Here is an 18,887-nt window from a genome sequence, read left to right on the forward strand (position 1 = left end):
CGCCCGCGGGACCGGAAAGCGTGCACAACGACAAACTCGCCTGGATCAGGTTCCGCTACTGGCGGAGCTTCTTCAGGCGCTGGCCCAGGTCGATCAAGGTGCTGGACAGTGCGTCCACGAACGATGAGCCGATCTTCGATGCGCTTTCACGGACCGTCGGGTCCTTCGCAGCCTGGCCGGCCGCGGAGTAGGCCCGGTCCAGGGTCGCGCGGAGCTCGGCGAGCGCCTCGTCGACTCCCCTGCGGTCGAACGGACGCTCGCCGACGACGTCGTCGAAGTGCGCCTTCACCCGTTGCCCCAGCGTGGTGAGACTGTTTGCCACGTCGTCCCAGGCTGTCTTCGTGTCGGTCATACGGTCGCTCCCTTCTCACCTGTATCTTGCAGCATTTCCCAGCTCGACCGCCGCAACCACCCGGGGCGGGGCCCCGCCCCGGGCCGGTGCGGTCACGCGGGCGCGCGGGACGGCGCGCCGTCCGTACGCCTGACGCGCTCCGGGCGCCGGATGCGGTGCTGGCCGTCCGGGTCGGCGACGACGTAGCCCATGCCGCTGGGGGTACGGTCGCCGATGCCCGCGTAGCAGGCGAAACGGGCCAGGGCGTTGAGGGCGGCGCGCGTCCGCGGCGGGACGTCCGCGGGCGCGGCAAGCTGGTAGCGGACGAACCCGACGCAGCCGCGGCGTTTCGGCGCCCCGATCTTGACGACGTACTCGGCGCTGGAAAGGGTCGTCTCGACGAGCTCCAGATGGCCGTTGATCGTGGCATCGATGTCGGAGGGTAACGGCGCGAGATCCCGCGCCCAGGCCCGCCACCGGTAGGCCAGCGTGCCGAACACGCGCTCGGGATCGGGCAGGATGCGCTGGCGGCGCACGCCGTCATCGCGTCCGGTGGCGAAACTGACCGGCGTGACCAGCCCGAACGCCCAGGACGTCGCCGGGGGAGCGGCGGCGAGCAGATCCGGGTACGGCTCGCCCCCGGCGAGCTCGACCGCTTCGGTCACGTAGTCGGTGAAGCCGAAACGCCACCGGTCGCGGTTGCGGAGAGCGGCGAGCATCGAGCTGGTGATCTCGTCGAGCAGGATTCCGACCTCGAAACGGACCCTGGCCGACGACCGGCCGGGGGCGCGCTGGTGCTCGTCGAGGAGCGGGGTGATCGCGAACGGCCGCGGCGGCGGCCCGTCGTGCAGGTACGCGCTGGCTTCGGGCGACAACTCCTCGCGGACGGCCGCGAGCACGGCGGCGTTGACCGCCGGCCCCGTGTACGGTGGCGGCAACGCCCTCGGGGACACCGGCCTGACGGACACGACAACGCGAGCGGGCACAGCTCACCTCTCCAATCCTCGGCGTCCCGGCCTGCCACGGCCTGCCCGTGCCACAGCCCAGGACCCGACCTGAATCTCACGGTAGGCCGCCGGAGCGGCCACACCATCCCGGGCCCCGCCAACGCCCCCACCCCGCCCGTACCGCATCGACACGACCCACCCATCCCTGACGGACGACGGAGCGGTGGGAAGCGCGGGTCAGCACCCCCGGGACCGGTGGTACTGTCGCAGCGCCCCAGCCTTCCGCATCGGATTGAAACTAGTTCAGCATCTGGAATGCGCCGTGCACCCTGAGCTGTAGAGCACCGGCTTTCCGCATCGGCTTGAAACAGAATCCGGACTTCCGCGTTCCGGTGCTTTCGGTCCATGGGGCCGGATCTCCGTGTCGGGCGGAAGCCGGCCCGGCGGCCGGAGGGCGATTGCGGAACTGCGGAAGATATGGGTGATTCCGGTTGTTATCGTGACGGTTTCCACCTACGGGGTCCGGGGGCGTAGGTGGTGGCTGTTGTCACCGCGGCGGTTTCTGCCTACGGCTCTCAGAGGAGAGCGTCCGCGCGTCCTCGGTGATCGTGAAAATGGCCCGATTCGTTGCTCTTTGTGTTTGCGATGGTGCGCAGGGGATTGACTGGGAGTGTCGTGGGCACCCTGCCGCGGGGCGTGACGGGGCATGCCCTAATCTGACCTGTTCTCCAGCAGGAGGGCGGTCGGGGGCAGAGCCGAAAGCGGCACAATCGTGCGCTTCCCGTGTTCGCTTGTGGCTCTGACGTGCGGAGGGAGCTCGGGTGACGATCGGATGTGGGGGCTTGGCGCTGGGCGGCGCCGAACCCGATGGCGCTGGGCCGGACGGCGAGGGCCCATGGGGCCGGCGGCCGGGGCGTCCCGTCCGGAATGGGTGGGTGTTGACAGGGGCTGACGAGCCCCAGTACGTTGCCGACCGGCCACTACGCGCGGCGTGTGGTCGATGACCAGGATCTTCGCGGTCCCGGTCCCCTGTGAAGCACTCGGAGCATCCGAGTGCTGTGGCGTCTTCGTGGCGTCGCTTTGTTGCCGGATCACCACCCGTGGTTCAGCGTGCCCAACACAGGAGGACCGATGGCTGCCCTGACACTCGCCGACATCGCGGACGAGGACGACAACAACGCATTCGCGGCCTTCCGCGAGCTGGTGGGCCCGGCGCTGTGGGCGGTGATCGTCCGCGATGTCCACCGGGCCAAGCCGGGGACGTGCGCCTGCCGTCCCGACCGGCCACCCATGTTCGACGCCGCCCACCCGATACCCGGCCCGCTCTGCCAGCGTTGCATGGACCAGTGGACGCCTCGGCTCATGGACGGTTTCGGCCGGATACGTGCCGCTCTCATGGGCGACGTACCGACGATCGCCGGCGGCTCGAATGCCGGTCAGGAAGTTCGTGAGCTGATCGTCGTCCGTGACCATCTTGTGACGCCCGAGGCCGAATGGCAGGAGGCCGCCGTTCACGGCGCCATGCTGTGCCACCCCGCCTTCCCCGGGGGAATCTCGCCGGAGCCGCCGGGCTGGCTGCGGGCGGTGTGGGCGCAGCTCGTCCACTTCCCCACGGCCGGGCGGATCGTGCCGACCGTGCGCCGGGAATCGGCCGCCGAACGCGGCCTGCCGACCCGTCCGGAAGTAGCGATCAGCACCGCTGAATGGGCCGCGCCGCTGCGCGCCGACCCCGTCGGCCAGAACATTCTCATCCATTTCCTGCTTGGTCTCCGGGACGAGATCACCGACCCGTTCTCGCTGCCGAAAATGCAGCTCAGGTTCGGTCTCAGCGAGCGGGAGACCGACGAGCGGCTGCGGCGCTCGCTCGCGCTGCTGCGCCGGTGCAACCCCGACTTCTACGCGCGGGCCGTTGCCGGTCCGCTCGCCGGACGGCCCGGCGGGGTTCCGGATGAGACCGGCCCGGACGAATGTATCGGCGATCACGTGCCGTCCGTCGAGGATTCCTGCGCGGCCGAGGCGGACGCCGACACCGCACGAAAGGCGATCATCGCCGAACTCCTGCCGCCTGTTCGTCCCAGCGATGACGGGCGGGTGCGCGACACGCACCCCGACACGCATGGCGACACGCATCCCGACACGCATGGCGATGGCTATGGCCGGCGGGAGAATCCGGGGCCGCGGCCGAAGGCGGTCCCTTCGAGAACCGCGCCGAAGAGCCAGCCGAAGACCCACCCGAAAAGCGGCCGGCCAGGGACGTGGCCGAAGAGCCGTCCGGATGCGCGGATGCCCGGGGCGGGACCTGGCGCGGCTCCTCCCGCCCCGGGTTCCGACGCCATTCGTGAGCCTGGTGCCACTCGTGAGCCTGGTGCCGCGCGTGAGGCCGGTGTCATTCGTGAACCGGTACTCAATGCCGTCACAGTTCGGTTGTTAAAGGTGATTGTCGATGCCGCGTACGGCAAGAAGGCCGACGTTGTCGCGGCCTTCCGACGGCATCTGCGGCTGGGCGAGGAGGAGGCCGAAGCCGAAGTCGGCCGCTTCACGCGCCTCGTCGCCGGGGCCGGTGTCTGTTGGGTCGACGTCCTGCTGCGTGGCATTGACGGCTACGGGGTGGCGTGATGCCGAGAAACAGCACAGCCGGCGCCGTCACATACCTGGCCGTCACATACCCGGACCTGGACCCGGCCGTCAGCCGGGCGGCAGGGCGGCCCATGCCTCCAGCAGGTCCGCGAGGTCACGTGCCTGTGCCGTGGACAGCACGACGGCCCGTGTCCCGGCCCATGCCCCGAAGCCGGTCGTGTGGGCATCCCGAGCGTCACGATCCGGATCGTGGGCCGTAGACGTTCCCGCTGCCGACAGCGGGGCTGCCGGCGCGCCACCTGGAACCGTCGGAGCTGGAACCGTCGGGGCTGTTCGGGGCCCGTGCTCGGTTTCGTGCCCAGCGCCGGGGACTGTCGATGCCGTGGGAGCTGTGTTCCGCGGAACGCGGGCCCCAGCCTGCTGGGGCTCAGAGGCCTGATCGTCAGGGGCTGTGTTCCGCGGAACGCGGGTTCCAGCCGGGCGGAGGCCGCGGTCATGGCTGTCAGGGGCTGTGTTCCGCGGGACACGGGTCCCGGCGGCGGGGTCCGGCCATGAGGTGATCTCAAGGCGGACGCCGTCACGGACCGTGGTTGCCTGCACGGATCGCGGTGCGGCCGGTGCCGTTATCGGCAGATCGGTGATCTTCCTGCGGCGGGCGAGCCGCAGCAGGTCGGGCCGGGCGAACACGGCCGTGCCCCTGGTGCGCAGCAGGTCCGCGAGCTGGCGGCCCACCGTCGTCCGGCCCGGCCTGCCCGTCGTCCGGCCAGGTGTATCCGTTGCCTGGCAGGGTTCGTCCGTCCAGGTCAGGCGCAGTGGAGGGCTGCCGCCGTCGTCGAGGTCCAGCACCGCGCGGGCCCCGGCGAGCCGGAGCGTCGCCGGCCCGAAAGTGCCTTGCACGTGCCGGGAGACGAGCGGAATGCCAGCCAACGCCGCCAACCGCCCCGCAGCCGTACTCACCGGCATCCCCTCCCTCCAGCCCCCGCAAGACATGACTTCAGTAACCGACGGTAGCGCTCCTCCCAGCCGGACGCCCCCGGCTGGCTACCGCCGTCAGCGTGCGACAGCGCCGTCAGCCCGTAACAACTCAGCCCATGACACCACCGCCGCCGCCATCCCGCCCTTGCCGCCGCCCGCCCGTCACCGGCAGACCACGCCGGGCCCGACCGCACACCCCGGCGCCGGGCGGCCGGAGCGCCACCGGTCGTATCCCGCTCCGCTCATGGGATTGAGGGTGCAAACGGCTGCTATCACAGCCACTTGTTCCCTCAATCTCGTGATCGGCCGATACTTCGGGTGGGGTGGGGCCGTACTGTGCGGAGCGCACGGTACGGCTGGCGGCCGGGAAGGATCGCGGCCGTGGTTGTCGTCCCCGTCGTCAGCGGTCCTTGCTGGGCTGATCCTTGCCGGGATAGATGGAGAGAGGCTGGGGAGAGGATGCGGCGCCGAGGTCGGGGAGACTGACGCCGCGGGCGCCCTGGACATCGCGGCCCTGGCGTTCGTTCTGGACGAACCATTCGAACGAGCGGCCGCGGGGGTCGGGGGGTACCGGGACGTCGGTGCGCAGGCCGTTCGGGCGGACCCTTGGGTAGTGCACGGGCGTGAGCGGATTTCCGGTGGCGGCGGCGAGGAAAGCCCGGATGTGCGGGACCTGCTCGAACCGCTCGTCATCGCCGCCGGCCACCGCCCGCCGGAACTCGCCGACGGTTTCTCGGGCCGCGGCCGGGAAACCGTCGGAAACGGGCTCGTCCGGGATGATCGAGCGGTAGTACTCGGCCCACGACTCGCCGGTGCGCAGGTCTGTGCGGGCCGGGTCGACGGTGAGCTGGACGCTGCCGAAACCCAGCGGTTTGCCCAGGCCCAGCCGGTGGAAACGGCTCGGCTCGCCGGCGCCCAGGTCGAGCAGCCACAGCAGCGCGCCCAGCTCGGCCCCGGTGAGGTTACGGACGTCGACGCTGAAGGTGAACGTCGTGCCGGGCCGGACCCAGCCCTCGATCGACCGGTTCTGGTCGTCGCGGTTCTCGTCCTTCTCCCCGCCGCCGGTGAGGGTGGCGAACGCGGTTCCGTCGCGGTTCAGCGGGTTCGCGCGTGAATTGTTCTCCGGTACCGCGGACTTTCGCGGTCGACGGTATTCCTGGTAGCGCCCGCCGTCCAGGCTCTGGGTGCGGTCGGCGGCCGGGTCCTGCCAGTAGCGGTCGGGCAGGCCGGCGTGATGCGGGTAGACCTTGCGTCCGCGCAGCATTCGGCCCTCGGAGACGAACCAGCTCCCCTTGGGCAGCCCGGCCGGCAGCGGCGCGGGATGGCCGTTGCGTTCGGTGCCGAGATAGAAACGGCCCTGGCCGGGTTTGGGCTGGCCGAGAATCGCCAGCGGCAGGCCCGGATCCCGGAAACGCTCCACGGCGGGCCCGCCGGCCGGCGGCGGGAGGCTTTTTCTCTCGGCGGGCGCGTCCGACGCCTGGTCGCAGCGCACCGGGCCGATGCGCACGGCGCCGAGCCAGGCGCCAGCCGGGTCGCGCCGGCCGTCGGGCCCGGCTCCGGGACGGTCCTCGGTGCGGACCCAGCCGAACACCCGGTCCGCGGGGGACAGCTCACTGATCGAGTCCGCGGGCCGCAGCGACGGGGGCAGCAGCTCGCTCGGTGGGACGCTGAACAGCTCGCGCGCGATCGTCACCGGATACAGGCTGTCGATCTCACCGCGGGCGTCCAGCCGGACGTAGAGCAGGTCACCGTCGGTAATTTTCTCTGGTTCCATGCCCTTTGGGGGGACCAGGTGACGGCTCGATACGAGTGCTCCCGGGTTTTTGGGGTCGGGCTCCTTCAGTTCGCCGGGACGATGCGCCGCCGTATAGCTGTAGATGATGTCGCGCCAGATGTCCCGCAGCCGCTTGTCGAGCTCGTAGGTTTCCCGCAGGTCGTTGCGGGGATCGAAGAAGAAGACCCGTTCGTCGTGCTTGCGGTCGATGTTGCGGTTGGTCACGCACACCCAGCCATCGACGACCTTGTCCGGGCCGATCGGCCTGTATCGGGACGTCGATGTCGGCAGCGGCGCGTGCCCCGGCTGCTGGCCGGGCTCGGCGAGCGCGCATACCCACCAGAGCTGGAAGTCGGGCTCGCCCTTTTTCTTGTCATAGTGCTGAACGAGCTGGATGCGCGCCCGGACCGGCTGGCCGTGTCTGGGCCGTGAACCGTCCGGCATCATGATGTTGATGTCGGCCCGGGAGGCGTGATTGTGGCCGCGAACGTTACGTGAGCTGTCCTGCGGCCAGTAGCTCGGCAGCCAGGCCGCGTGCATGGGTGGGCCCTGGCGGCTTCTTCTTCCAGGGCCCAGGCTGCCTAGGGGTGTAGTTCCGGGCAGCAGTTCGATCTTTGCGGTGTCACCGCTGCCGATCACCCGTGCTGGGATGGATCTGAGCCCCTCCGTAGCCGCCATCCGGTAGCCGAGACGGCTGTCGTGGCCGGTGAACACGCCGAACCGGGAGTTCGTCACCGCCTCGTAGGCGCTGCGCAGCATGCCCTTCACCGCGGTCGCAGGCAGGTGCGGCCGGGTCTCCTCACGGCCGTCGGATGCGGGCACTTTCCGTTCCAGTACCGGGTAGGTGGCGTGCCCGGTGTCCTGGGAACGTTTGAGGAAGGGCGTGTCCAGCAGTAGCAGCGGCGTGCCGACGGTGAGGGTGACGCCGATCGTGCCCGACCAGCGGTCCTCGTGGAGCCGGTCGTGACCGGGCAGGCGGTCACGGTCGGTGGTGGGGACGCCGACGTCGCCGAGGGTCTGGTGCCGTTCGTCGCGGTGCGGCGCCGGGACGAACCCGTACGGGTTGACGAACGCGTTCAGCGGCTCGGGCGGGCGCTGCCGCGTCTCGCCCGGGATGCCGGCGGCGCCCGTCTGCCAGTCCCCGGCCGTGCGCCGGGACGGGCGTGTCGGCGCCATGTGACGTGGGGGCTGACGGGTGACCCGCTGGGCCGCCGGCCGCGGGCGTGTGGACGGGCCGGGCGCGGGGGCCGGCCCCGACCTGTCCCGCGGCGATCCGCCCGGTGGCGATCCGCCCTGCGCTGATCCGCCCTGGGCGGTTTCGGCTCCGGTCGGGGCGGGTTCGCCGCCGGCCGTGTTGGGCGGGGCTGTCACGGAGGCGCCCTTGTCCCGGACGCGCTTGGCCTGGCCACCTGACCAGTCGTATTCGACGGGCCGGCCGGCCAGATCGTCGTCACTCAGCGTGGTTAGCGCTGGGTCGAGGAAGCGGCGGTTGAAACGCCGCTCGCTCCCGCTGTCCTCGATGATGACGAGCCGGCGGGTGCCGTCCGGGCTGGTCTTCCAGGTCATGACGCCGGAGCTGCTGCTCATCGGGTCACCTCCGGGAGAGGGTCGGGTCGCTGTGGGTCGTCGTCGGCTTCGGACCGCTCGGACGGCAGGGCGGAGGCCAGACCGACGAGCCGTTCCTCGGCGACATAGGCGTTGCCGTGCCTGGGCCTGGCCGTCGCGTTTCCGTCGGTTGCCGCGTGTTCGTCGGTCGTCACGTATTCGATGGTTTCCAGGAAGACGCATTCGTCCTCGCGGGGAGCGCGCGGCACCGGCACGTCGAGGAGGCCGATCCGGGCCTCGGCCAGGCGTACCCACAGCGGCCCGCCCGTGGCGTCCGCGTTCCGCGGAACGTCCGAGGCCTGTGATGTGTTCGGGTTCTGTGAGCCGTTCGGACGCAGCGGTCGGCCCCACAGCAGGTACTTGTTGTTGATCCTGTCGATGGCTGTCAGCGGGGCGACGGGCCTGTCGGGTTCGCCGGGCTCATCGGGCTCATCGGGTTCATCGGGCTCGCCGGGCTCGCCGAACAGCCAGCCGGGGGGCTGGCAGAGCGCCGGTGACTCCGACAGGAGCACGGCCGTGCCGAGCCCGTCACGCTCGTGCAGCCAGCGCAGCTCCGCGTCCCGGTTGAAGATCCGCGCTTCGAAGACGGCGGCGGGGCCTGACGTCGGCAGCGGCAGTTCCCGTTCGGTGGACGTGCCGGCGACGCCGGCCCCGTCCGCGAACGAGCGGCTGCCGGGCATGGTCAGCCGGCCGCCGGACAGCCTGGCCACCGTGTACTTCCGCGCGCTCGCCAGCAGTGCCACGGCGTCGCCGATGTTGGCCTGGCGGATCGCGTCCGGCAGCGAGATCTTCGTCGACCTGCCGGTGTGCAGGGTGATGATGGCGGCGGTGTGGGTTGTCACAGCGGCCTCCCGTCCGCGCGGTCCTTGTCGGGGCGCTCCTGATCGAGACGGTCCCGATCGAGGTGGTCCCGATCGAGGTAGTCCTGCCAGCTCCGGGTGTAGGCGGCGACCGCCGGCTCCCGGAGCAGGTCGTCGAAATCACGTTCCGCGTCGGAGAGCCCGGGGAAACCGCTGATTCTGACCGATTCCACGATGATGTCGCCGTGGCCGCGGTTCACGCCGTGGCCGAGCCGGAGCCGGCCGGCTCGCAGGTCCCGCAGGACGAGCAGCAGCAGCGCGAGCGCCGGCCGTGCCAGGCCGCCGCCGTTTCCTTGGCCGCCGCTGCCTGCGTCGTTCCCGCGTTTCGTACCGCTTCCGGCGCTTTCGCCGGCCGTGCCCGCCTGGTTGCCGGAGCCCGCCGGGTCGCCGGAGCCCGCCGGTGCGGTATCGAAGCGGTTCAGCCGTCGCAGGTCGACGGTCAGGAGCAGGTCCTGCCAGGTGACATGGTGTGGTTCGAGGGTGCTATACAGGCGCTTGTCCGCGGCGCCGCCCGTCCAGCGGTCGATGGCGACATGGTCGGCCTGGTCCATGCCGAGCTCCCGCAGGCGCTCCCGGACCTTCGGCGGCACCTGGGCCCGGGCCTTGTCCCACGACCGGGTCGGGCCGCTGTCGGACGGCTTGCTCAGCCCGGTGACGTGCGCGCCGTTCAGCGCGCGCCAGAGATCGGCGGGGATGGCCTGCTCCGAGTAGCAGTCGTCCGCGCCGAGCGCCCCGACACCGCGCGTCGCCCGCGTGCCGCGGCCGTCACCACCAGCGTCCCCGCTGCTGTCCTCGCTGCCGTCGCCGTATCCGTCGCCGCCGACGGCCGTGCCGGCGGAGCCGAACAGGGCGTTCACCGCCGCGAGGTCGTCGAGCTGTTCCCGGAACCGGGCCGACCGCTGCGGCCCGGCCGGTACGTCGAGAGGATGGGCGGCGTCGCGGGCACGGGCGGTCCGTTCGATGCGCTCCGCATGCGACCGTAGCGCGCCCTTGATCGAGCTGCCGGGCAGGACGAGCGCTACCTCGTCGCAGCCGATTCCGCTGACCAGGGGAAGCGCGTCGATCGAGAGCCCGTCCACCGCGGAGCGCACCATCACCGGGGACGTCGGACGCCAGACGATGGTCACCCTGAGTAGATCGGCGTCCGGGTCCCTGCCGCCGAGATCCGTCGGCGTCAGCGCGGCGGGCGCTCCGGCTGGAGCCGCCGCTGCCGCCGACGTCACTGCCGGCGGCCCCGACCCCGACGCTGTCGGTGTCGCCGGCAGCAGGCCGAGGGCGCCGAGCAGGCCGTCCATGCTGTCGAAGCGTTGCTCCACGATCTCCGGTTCGCCGGCCAGGACGACGGAGCCGAGACCGCGGGTGCGGGCCGCGCCGAGCCGGACCCGGCCCCCGGCGAGCGCGAGCAGCAGGGTGCCGAGCATCGCCGTGGCCGGGTCGGCGTCCCGCTCCCGGTAGGGCGACTCCAGGTCGATGCCCAGCCGCAGGTAGGCACCGCGGGGGAGCACGGCCCGGCCGTAGAGGAAGCCCTCGGCGACGGTCCCCAGCACCCGGTCGATGCCGATGCCCGTGCGGGCCTCGACCCGGGACGGTGGGAACGGGGAGCCGAGATCGGTGCCGGTGGTGACCAGGCCGTCGTGCACCACGATCCGGCTCGTCGAGCCGTCGTCGGAACCGCTGGAGCCGTTGCCGGAGCTCTGCCGGGAACCGTTCGCCCGGGTGGTGTTCTGCGGGACGTTGCCCCAGATGTCGTCGAGGACCAGCCGGTCGGCGATCGAGCGGCCGGCGAAGGCGCGCAGCGCGCCCGCGAGGCTGGTGCCCGGTACGTACAGCCGTGACAGCCCGTCCACGGCCAGCGCCAGGTCGACGGACGGGTCGTCGCCGACGCCTCCGACGTGCAGCGGCGTCTCCAGCCGCAGCCAGCCGTGGACCCGCAGCCGGCGGACCATCGCCCGTCCGGCTCGCCCGGCCCGCCTGCCGGCCGGGGCCGCGGGTGGGACCGGCGGTGGGCCGGCGGGTGCGGCCGGAACCGGTCCGGCCGCGCTGTTCGACGCGGTCATGCCGTCACCCCGTCGTGGAGCTGGCCGTCCGAGGTGGTTGACGGGTCCGCGCCGGCCACCGCCCGGTGGTGGGCGCTCAGACAGCTCGTGACGAGCGTGCGGACCGCCTCCGCCCACAGCTTGGTGTCCTCGCGCAGCTCCCGCGCCCCGTCCTCGGTGATGGTCAGATCGCGGGCTGGGCGGTTCGGGCCGTCCGGGCTGATGCTGATACCGAGCAGCGCCCAGATCTCCGCCAGCCAGGGCGGCGCCGTGGAGCCGGAGGAGCTGGAGGGGCCGGAGTCGTCGTACGGCCCGAGGCCGAACAGCGCCCAGACCATGGAACGCTTCCGTAGTAGCGGGTCGATCCGCTGATACGCCTGCTGGTATGCCTGGCCTGACCAGCGTTCGGCCAGGCGTTTCAGCCAGTAGCCGATCTCCTTGTCCTCCTCCAGCCGGCTCAGGACGGCGCGCAGCCCGCCGAGCTGGGTCGGGTTCACCCGCTCGGTGTCCCTCCCGGCGGAGGTGAGCCCCAGGGCGTTCCGGCGTCCATCAGCGTCCGCGGCGATGGTGGCCGAGGCACGTCGGATGTGCGCCCGCCACGCCTCCCGCTCGATGACCCGCGCGGTCTCGCGCGCGACCGGATCCCGCACGGTGACGACCGGCGTCCGCGGCGGTTCGTTGTTCCGCGGTTCGCTGTCCGGCGGTTCGTTGTGTGGTGGCGGGTACGTTCGCAGCCGGCCTGGGCGTGCCCGCAGCAGCGGGTCGTCGACGGCGAGCTGGCCGAAGCCCTCGGCGGTGCGTTCGCCGATGCCGGCGGCCAGCACCTGGTCGAGCCGCTCGCGGGAGAGCCGCCCGCGCACGCCGAAGGTCAGGACGCTGCCGGCGGTGAGCCCCAGCAGGGTCGGGCGGGGCAGGCCCCAGCTCCGCTGCCACGACTCGGCCCGCCGGACCGCCGTCGCCCGGTTGATCAGCCGCTCGGAGGAGGCGGCCTCCTGGAGCTCCAGGCGCACCCCCAGCCTGGCGCCGAGCTGGTCGGCGAACTCGCGAGGGTCGGTCGACGGGCGCAGCCGCCGGTCCCGGATCAGGACGTCCGACAGCAGCCAGACGATGATCGTCCCATCCTGGATGGCGTCCGCTCCGGTGGCCCGCACGCCCGGTGCTGGAGATGCCGGTGGCGTCGCGGTTGCCGGAGACGCCGTAACCGCTGAGGACGTCGTGGATATCGGGGGTGACGTCCACGGCGTCGGCGGGCCCTCGACCGCCACGGTGACCTGCCCGTAGTCGTCCTTGGCGGAGCGTCCGAGCGCCCACGCGCCGGCGAGCGCGGCGTGCGCTCCCACGGGCAGCAGGCCGGCACGCACCCGGACCTCCGCCCGCAGCACCGACCCGGCGGCGAGCGCTTCGTAGGTGTACAGGCCGACCACGTCCGCCGTGGGCCGCTGCCGCCGGTCGTCGATGACGTTGTGGGTATGGATCGTCAGATTCCGTTCACGGATAGTGATCGTTGGCGGGTTCGGGTCGTCCGACGCGGGCGCTGACGCGGGTCCCGGCACGGGCGCCGCCCCCGGCTCCGGCGGTGCCGTGCCGACAGGCGCCGTGCCGACAGGCGCCGTGCTGACACGGTCGACGGGTGACGCACCGACATAGGTGCCCTTGTACGCCCTGGGTGCGGCGCCCGCTTCCGATGTCGTCTCGACCAGCCGGTTGACCGCAGTGGTCTTGTCGTCCTTCGCGTGGAACCAGGTCCGGGGCAGCGGGCGGCCCCGCTCGCCGGCCACGTCGACGGTCGCGTTGGTCACGACGAGGTCACCGGCGCGGGCGAGCGCGTCGGGATCCCATCCGCCGGCCGCCCCGCCGGCCGCCCCGCCGGCCGTGGCCAGCCGCCGGAGGACGCCGGGCAGCAGCACCGATCCGGGCACGAAGTCCAGCGACCGCACGGCGTTGCCGATGGTGCGTTCCTGCACGATCAGCGGTGTGTCCAGATGTATCCGCAGAGCGATGATCTCCCAGTCGGCCCGGTCCGGACGCGCTGGGTCGCGCGGGGCCGCCGGCTCCTCGGGCACGGCGGGGACGGGCGGGGCGACACCGTCGCGCGCCCGCAGCCAGGCTGCGACGTCTTCCAGCGTCGGCAGCGGCGCCGGCAGCGCTGGCAGCGGCGCCGGCCCCTGGGCCGCGACGGATCCGGCTGGGGCCGCGACGGGTTCGGCCTGGGTGACATCGAGGCGGCAGCGGCCCGCGCCCCGCCGGCGCTTGCCGCCGACGGACTCCACCAGCCGCGCCCCGAGCAGCAGCACCGCGGCGGCCGCCCACCGGCCCTCGTCGTCCAGGCCCGCCTCCCGGCCCGTCCCATGCCCCGCCTCGTCCGGACGGGGGGAGCCCGACCAGCCCGCGAGCGTCGCCCGCGCGGTCAGCTGGACGCCGCAGCGCGCCATCTGCTCGAACCGGAGGAACTTCTCCGCCGCCCGCCCGGTGTCCGGGTCGATCTTCACCCCGGGGCGGACGAACGTGGCCGCGTCACGCAGTGCACGCCGGCTGTCCGGGCGCAGGGCCGCCGCGAGCGCCGCCGGATACCGTGCCGGCCGCACCGACAGGGCCGCCGGGCGCGGCTGTTCCTCGCTGGGCGGGCCGCCCACGGACAGGGCCGGCTGGCTGCCGAACAGGAACTCGACCCAGGCGTGCCAGCCACCGGTCGCGCCGGTCGGCGCGGCGGGGGCGGGGAGCGGGGCCGGGGAGCTGTCGAGCGCGGCGGCGGCGAGCTCGCAGGCGTCCCGCCAGACGCCGGTCAGGGTCTTGCCGGGCACGAACGGCAGGCCGTCGTGGTCGGTGTTGACCAGTTTGTTGACCCCGCCGGGGATGCCCAGGCCGGTGCCGCAGTGCCAGTCGCTGTCCATGTGCAGGGTCAGCTCGAGAGTGAGGCCGCCCGCCGGGTGTGTGCCCGCCGGGTGTGTGGTTGTGTCGTACGGGCCTGTCATGCCGATGTCCCCGTCGTCGTCGGCTTGCCGTCCGCTCCCGCCGGGAGGCGGTGGCGGTCGTCTCGCTGGGTGTGGTTGTGCCGGGCCGGGAGGTCGCCCATGAGCTGGACCGCGTTCATCGCGTCGAGCAGCCCGGTGACCGGCGGTCCGGTGACCTGGTGCGGCTGCCCGTCGAGCAGTCCCTGATCGCTGATCCGCCAGAACAGCGATTCGTCGCCGCCAGCAGTGGCCGTGCCGGCGGCGGAGCCGTCGCGGGAGCCGGAGCTGTCGCGGGAGCCGGGGCCGTTGGGGGAGCCGGGGCCGTTGGGGGAGCCGGGGCCGGCGAAGAGATCGAGCCCCCGGTCGCGGTAGCGCGCCAGCAGCTGGCGGAACCGGCCGTCAGCGGCGTCCTGCCCGAGGAACAGCGCCTCCCGCAGGTCGTGCATCTGGCTGGTCGGCAGCTTGCGGTCACCCACTTCGGCCGTGCCGTCGAGTCCGTCGGTTCCCTCGGCCGGGCCGAAGGCGGCGGTGAGCGCGGCCACGCGCCGGGCGAGGTCGTCCCAGTGGCGCCCCACCGTCCACGGCTCACGCATGTCGCGGGTGACCACGTAGGGCTGCGCGTACAGCAGGGCCCGCAGTTTCCGCCGCCTGCACGGGTCGGGTTCGGCCGCGATGTCGGCCGCGCCAGGCGCGACCTGCATCCGGTCGCGCAGGTGGGCCGGATCGCTGCCACCGCTGTCGTACAGGACGTGGAAGGAGAACGCGGACGCCCGTGGCTGGAACCGGGGCCGAATCCGGGGCTGCCGCGGTTCCCCGGGCGCCGACGGTGACGCGCCCGGTTCCGCGGGGCTGTCGGAGCTGTCGGGGCTGTCGGGGCTGTCCGCGGGCGGCTCCTGGCCCACCGAGTACAGCTTGACCGTCTTCTTCGCCTCCTTCGTCAGTTCCTCGGCGAGGTCGTAGGCGGCGGAGAACGGGAAGTGCGGTTTGACGACGGCCACCCCGGCGCAGGCGGTGAGCCCGTCCGGAGCCTGCGGCTGGATGACCGGGTTCTCGCGGGTGGCTTTCTCGAAAGCGACGAGATACGCCTCGGTGAAGGCCAGCGAGACGGAACCGGTGCAGACCACCGTGAGGTCGTCACCGCCGAGCACCAGCGGCAGCACCGGTACCTCACCGTCGACGGCATGGCCGTGGGGGAGCACCTGCCGGCAGTGTTCCAGCGCCTCGCGGAACGCCTCGCGGGTGCACGCGTCGACGGCTTTCGAGAACGGCCCGAGAGCGTCGGCGTAACGGTCGCTGGTCGGCGTGTCGCCGTCGCCCGTGGTGCCCAGGCCGGTGAACAGCTGGCCGAGGCTGTTGCCGTCCGCGTGGATGACGGCGACCCAGTCGGGCACGCCCTCCAGATGATCGGCGATCTTCTCTAGTTTCTTCGACGGGATGCCGGCGTCGCCCGCCAGCCGGCGGAATCCGGCGTCCCTGGCTTCCCGCTTGGCTATGGACGGGCGGGCCCGGGGCTGCCGTGACCGCGGGCCCTCACCCTCCCTGATCACGTCGTGGGCGGGCAGGCCGCTGGCCGCGCACTCGTCCACGATCGGGATGCGGGGGAAGCGGCCTGCCGGGCCGGGCCGGTCAGCCCGGACCTGCGGCAGTGCCTCGTGGACCTCGCGGCAGCGCCCGGCGAGCAGGCTGACCGGCCGCTGGCCCGGCTCCCGGTGGACGCCGTCCCAGTCGAACCCTTCGCCGACCACGCCACACACGTCCAGACCGGGAGCCTCCCGCAGCGCCCGTGTCGTCACCCTGCTGACCAGGGCTCTTCCCCTGTCCGGGTCGCGGACGACCACCTTGGCGCTGCCGGCCGCGGCCACCAGAAGCTGTGCGTCCCGGCCGGCGGAGATCTGCCAGTCCCGCCCGAAGCCGGGGAACTCGGCCCGCAGCGCGTCAAGCGTCCAGCGCTCGAGCCGGTAGATGAGCTCGGAGGCGCCGACGTTCTCCCGCCGCTTCGTGGTCTCGAAGATGAAGCTCTGGTTCCCCGACGTCTCGATGAGGACGACGTGACAGGTGACGCCCATCTGCTGGTCCTTCCGTGCGCTCCGCGTGTTGCCGTGCCCGGTGTGTCGTCCCGGCGCCGGGACGACGGCTGCCCGTCCACTCACCCCTGACGGACGAAGCCCGCGGCTGGGTTTCAACCCCTCCGGGGACGGCCTCCACCTACCTCTGACGGACGAGACCGGCAGGCCCGCGTCTGGCCGTTCCAAAGTAACCGTGCTTGCTCCAGGTAAACGGCGCTCGGGTCCCGTAACCGCCGGCCCCGCCCCCGGAAAGCGCCAGGACCGGGACCGGCGGTCCCCGTCCATACCTGACGGACGACGTAGACGACAGGCGACGCGGACGACGGGGCGGCTACGGACAGCGGGGACGGACAGGACGACAGGCCGCCTCGTCCGTCAGGGGAAGGTGACAGATCGACCCACAACCGTGAAGGGCGAGACGCGATGGCCACCGACCGCCAGACCATGAGCGCCTGCCGTATCCTCGTCCATCTCGTCGGGGCCGCCGACCTCGGCGCGTCATCCGGAGAGCAGTTCCGGGAACGGCTCGCCGAGCTCGTCGCGGCCGGCCCGGACGAAGCCGGACGCCTGTTGACGACGAGCGTCGACCCGGCGCGAAAAACACCGCTGATCGCGGTGTTCGCGGCCGGCGCCCCACAGTACGACCGGGTCGTTCTCGTTGTTACCAGGCCCCGTGCCGGCCAGCCCGCTGATTCGGGCCAGACACTGTCGCTCGGCGAAGCAATCAAGAAGCTGCTGGAATCCGACAGCCTGTACGGCGTCAGTTTTCCACCGGGGGCCGTCGAAATTCTCGAAGCCCACGGACCATATCTCGCGGGGACTCGGCCGGTGATACGCCGGCGGCTGCGAGAGCTTCATGACGCCGGTGTGCCGCCGCACGTCGACATCACTTTCGGCGGCGGCGCCACCAACGCGGCGATGGGATTGGTGATCGGGGCGCTCGAAAGCGAGGTGGAGCCGCATCTGGTGCTCCTGGCCGAGCGTGGTGGCCACCGCATCCTGCCGAGCGAGAAAATACCGAGCGCGAACGAGAACGACGACCGCTGGCTCGTCCGGCACCGGTTCTATGCGTCCATGGCCAGTCATGATCAGGACAATGAAGAGCTGTGGAAGCGCCGCCTCAACCGTCAGATTCTGGTGGCCGAGGGCGTTGGTGGCGCCGGCTGGGACGATACCGGCGAGGAGGAACTGGCCCGGGTCCTGCTGGAACGGATCGACCGGCGGGAGGTGGTCGACGGCATGCTCTTCCGCGCGTGGCTGGAAGCCCGCGTCCGTAACCTCGCGGCCCGGGACAGCGCGGCCGGCGTCGACGCCGATCTTGATGATCTGATCAGGCGTCGCTTTCCCGACCGGGAGATCCGCGCCGCGCAGAAGAAGGAACCGCGGAGCAAGCTGTCCAAAGATGAGATCAGGAAGCTGCGCGCCGCCCGCGCCAAGCGGGAAGTGCCGACATCCGCGCTCGACCTGCTGCTCGAGCCGCGGGTGTGGGACGCCGAAATGGCGGCCAAGGATCTGGTGCACGTGAACCGGACCAATCCGCGGGATCTGGGGATCATCGACCGGTTTCTCGAGACCCAGAGCTATCTGCCCAGGTATGACGAGGAGATCGTGGAGCTCGGTTACCCGCGGTGGCGTTATCTCGATGATCGGCGTGCCCTTATTCTTCTTGCGATGGGCATGGATTCGGTCGAAGGTGACGACCCGCCGACACCCCGCCTGGATGCGCTCATCCAGAAGGCCGCCTGTAAGAACGTCACGCCGGTCATCCGGATTCTCGTGTCCGAAAAGACCGAGCCCGTCGGCCGGCTGTGGGAGACAAAGGCGCGTGGGAAGAACATCGATTGCCGCATCCTCCTGAAAAGTGGGATCGATTTCGGCGATCTCGATGACATCCGCTTGGACACCTGGGACGCGCTCCAGGCGGAAGGCGATCTCGACACGGTCAAGGAGGTCTGGGTCGTCGTGAGCTCCGGACGGAAGCCACAGGGGCTCGGGCTGACGCTCGCGGGTATCGAATGGGGCCTGTCGGCCGCCTGCCCCACCCGGTTGGCGGAGATCCGTCGTTCCGGTGCGGGTTCGGACGAGTCGATCGTCGAGATCGACGGGGAGGCCGTGCTCAACCGTGTCGCCGGTGACGCCGAGCTGGCCCGGGTCGCGCTTTCCGCGCTCGAGTGCCTGGACGTCAGCGCCGCGGTGGCGCTGCTCGGCCAGGGCTCCGCCCAGCGGCTGCGGCCCTTCGCCGACAGAGCGCGAAGGCTGGCTTTCATCGGGCCGTCCGCAACGCTCGACCCGCGGTGGCTGGCATCCATCGGGCTGCCGGAGGGCCCGGAGCGTCTGCCCTTCCTGCTGTTGCGAGCCCGGCTCCGCCTGATGGAGACGCTGGCGGAGAGCGATCCCTGGGGCTGTGCCGTGCGGGCGGCCGTGCTGTGCGAGGGAACGCTGGGCAAGAACGGCAAAAACGGGTGGAACGCTCTCAAGAACCGTATTCCCGAAGCCGGCAGGATCGCTGGATATCGCAATGACAGCCCGGCCTCGCACGGGAAGGAAAAGGCCGCGCGGACGGGCCGGGCTGTCACTCACCCGTCCGCGGAGAAGCTGCGGGAGTGCTTGCGTGGCCTGCGCGAAGGGCTCAGCAGGCAGGTAAAGGTCGACGGCGTGGGGCTGCCGGACACCTGGGACGGTGTGCTCGTCGACGAGCTCAGCCGGCTGCGCGGCGAGCTTCGGGCGTTCACCGCGCCCGCCTGAACAGGGGCTGCGCCGGGTCA

General features: G+C 71.8%; 10 protein-coding genes. 2 read left to right on the forward strand and 8 right to left on the reverse strand.

What is annotated here, in order from left to right; genetic code table 11:
- Positions 1 to 55: 55 nt before the first annotated feature.
- Together NBX02_RS20750 and cas6 are read right to left on the reverse strand one after the other, a co-directional pair.
- Positions 56 to 352 carry a hypothetical protein gene (locus NBX02_RS20750; RefSeq protein WP_250282172.1) on the reverse strand — a complete coding sequence of 99 codons (297 nt, stop codon included), beginning with the start codon at positions 350 to 352 and terminating at the stop codon, positions 56 to 58.
- A gap of 92 nt (positions 353 to 444) precedes the next feature.
- On the reverse strand, positions 445 to 1,317 hold the full coding sequence (gene cas6, locus NBX02_RS20755) for a CRISPR system precrRNA processing endoribonuclease RAMP protein Cas6 (protein ID WP_250292635.1): 873 nt from the start codon (positions 1,315 to 1,317) through the stop codon (positions 445 to 447).
- A gap of 1,092 nt (positions 1,318 to 2,409) precedes the next feature.
- Here cas6 and NBX02_RS20760 point away from each other — a divergent pair.
- Positions 2,410 to 3,894, forward strand: coding sequence for a hypothetical protein (locus NBX02_RS20760; RefSeq protein ID WP_250292639.1), 1,485 nt, complete (start codon positions 2,410 to 2,412; stop codon positions 3,892 to 3,894).
- 69 nt (positions 3,895 to 3,963) lie between these two features.
- Here NBX02_RS20760 and NBX02_RS20765 read toward each other — a convergent pair whose 3' ends face one another.
- The 6 genes from NBX02_RS20765 to NBX02_RS20790 form a co-directional block, all read right to left on the reverse strand.
- A complete protein-coding gene (locus NBX02_RS20765; RefSeq protein ID WP_250292641.1) occupies positions 3,964 to 4,812 on the reverse strand; it encodes a hypothetical protein in 849 nt (282 codons plus the stop codon).
- Between the two features lie 418 nt (positions 4,813 to 5,230).
- Positions 5,231 to 8,191, reverse strand: a complete 2,961-nt coding sequence (locus NBX02_RS20770; protein ID WP_250292645.1) for a TIGR03986 family type III CRISPR-associated RAMP protein — start codon at positions 8,189 to 8,191, stop codon at positions 5,231 to 5,233.
- Positions 8,188 to 9,051: a type III-D CRISPR-associated protein Csx19 gene (csx19, locus tag NBX02_RS20775; RefSeq protein ID WP_250292648.1), complete on the reverse strand. Its 864-nt coding sequence runs from the start codon at positions 9,049 to 9,051 to the stop codon at positions 8,188 to 8,190. The genes NBX02_RS20770 and csx19 overlap by 4 nt, the downstream gene beginning before the upstream one ends.
- Positions 9,048 to 11,126, reverse strand: coding sequence for an RAMP superfamily CRISPR-associated protein (locus NBX02_RS20780; RefSeq protein ID WP_250292651.1), 2,079 nt, complete (start codon positions 11,124 to 11,126; stop codon positions 9,048 to 9,050). Before NBX02_RS20780 ends, csx19 begins: the two co-directional genes overlap by 4 nt.
- Positions 11,123 to 14,077 carry an RAMP superfamily CRISPR-associated protein gene (locus tag NBX02_RS20785; RefSeq protein ID WP_250282161.1) on the reverse strand — a complete coding sequence of 985 codons (2,955 nt, stop codon included), beginning with the start codon at positions 14,075 to 14,077 and terminating at the stop codon, positions 11,123 to 11,125. Before NBX02_RS20785 ends, NBX02_RS20780 begins: the two co-directional genes overlap by 4 nt.
- Positions 14,074 to 16,122, reverse strand: coding sequence for a Cas10/Cmr2 second palm domain-containing protein (locus tag NBX02_RS20790; protein WP_250292652.1), 2,049 nt, complete (start codon positions 16,120 to 16,122; stop codon positions 14,074 to 14,076). Before NBX02_RS20790 ends, NBX02_RS20785 begins: the two co-directional genes overlap by 4 nt.
- A 423-nt stretch (positions 16,123 to 16,545) precedes the next feature.
- On the opposite strand from NBX02_RS20790, the gene NBX02_RS20795 reads away from it, so the two are divergent.
- Positions 16,546 to 18,867, forward strand: coding sequence for a hypothetical protein (locus NBX02_RS20795; RefSeq protein WP_250292655.1), 2,322 nt, complete (start codon positions 16,546 to 16,548; stop codon positions 18,865 to 18,867).
- Positions 18,868 to 18,887: the final 20 nt, after the last annotated feature.

The sequence above is a fragment of the Protofrankia sp. CiP1_Cm_nod1 genome, assembly GCF_920888515.1.
Classification (GTDB): domain Bacteria; phylum Actinomycetota; class Actinomycetes; order Frankiales; family Frankiaceae; genus Protofrankia.

Coding starts and splice junctions, on each gene's coding strand:
- NBX02_RS20750 (WP_250282172.1), bottom strand. CDS start 352: ATGACCGACACGAAGACAGCCTGGGACGACGTGGCAAACAGTCTCACC.
- NBX02_RS20760 (WP_250292639.1), top strand. CDS start 2,410: ATGGCTGCCCTGACACTCGCCGACATCGCGGACGAGGACGACAACAAC.
- NBX02_RS20770 (WP_250292645.1), bottom strand. CDS start 8,191: ATGAGCAGCAGCTCCGGCGTCATGACCTGGAAGACCAGCCCGGACGGC.
- NBX02_RS20780 (WP_250292651.1), bottom strand. CDS start 11,126: ATGACCGCGTCGAACAGCGCGGCCGGACCGGTTCCGGCCGCACCCGCC.
- NBX02_RS20785 (WP_250282161.1), bottom strand. CDS start 14,077: ATGACAGGCCCGTACGACACAACCACACACCCGGCGGGCACACACCCG.
- NBX02_RS20790 (WP_250292652.1), bottom strand. CDS start 16,122: ATGGGCGTCACCTGTCACGTCGTCCTCATCGAGACGTCGGGGAACCAG.
- NBX02_RS20795 (WP_250292655.1), top strand. CDS start 16,546: ATGGCCACCGACCGCCAGACCATGAGCGCCTGCCGTATCCTCGTCCAT.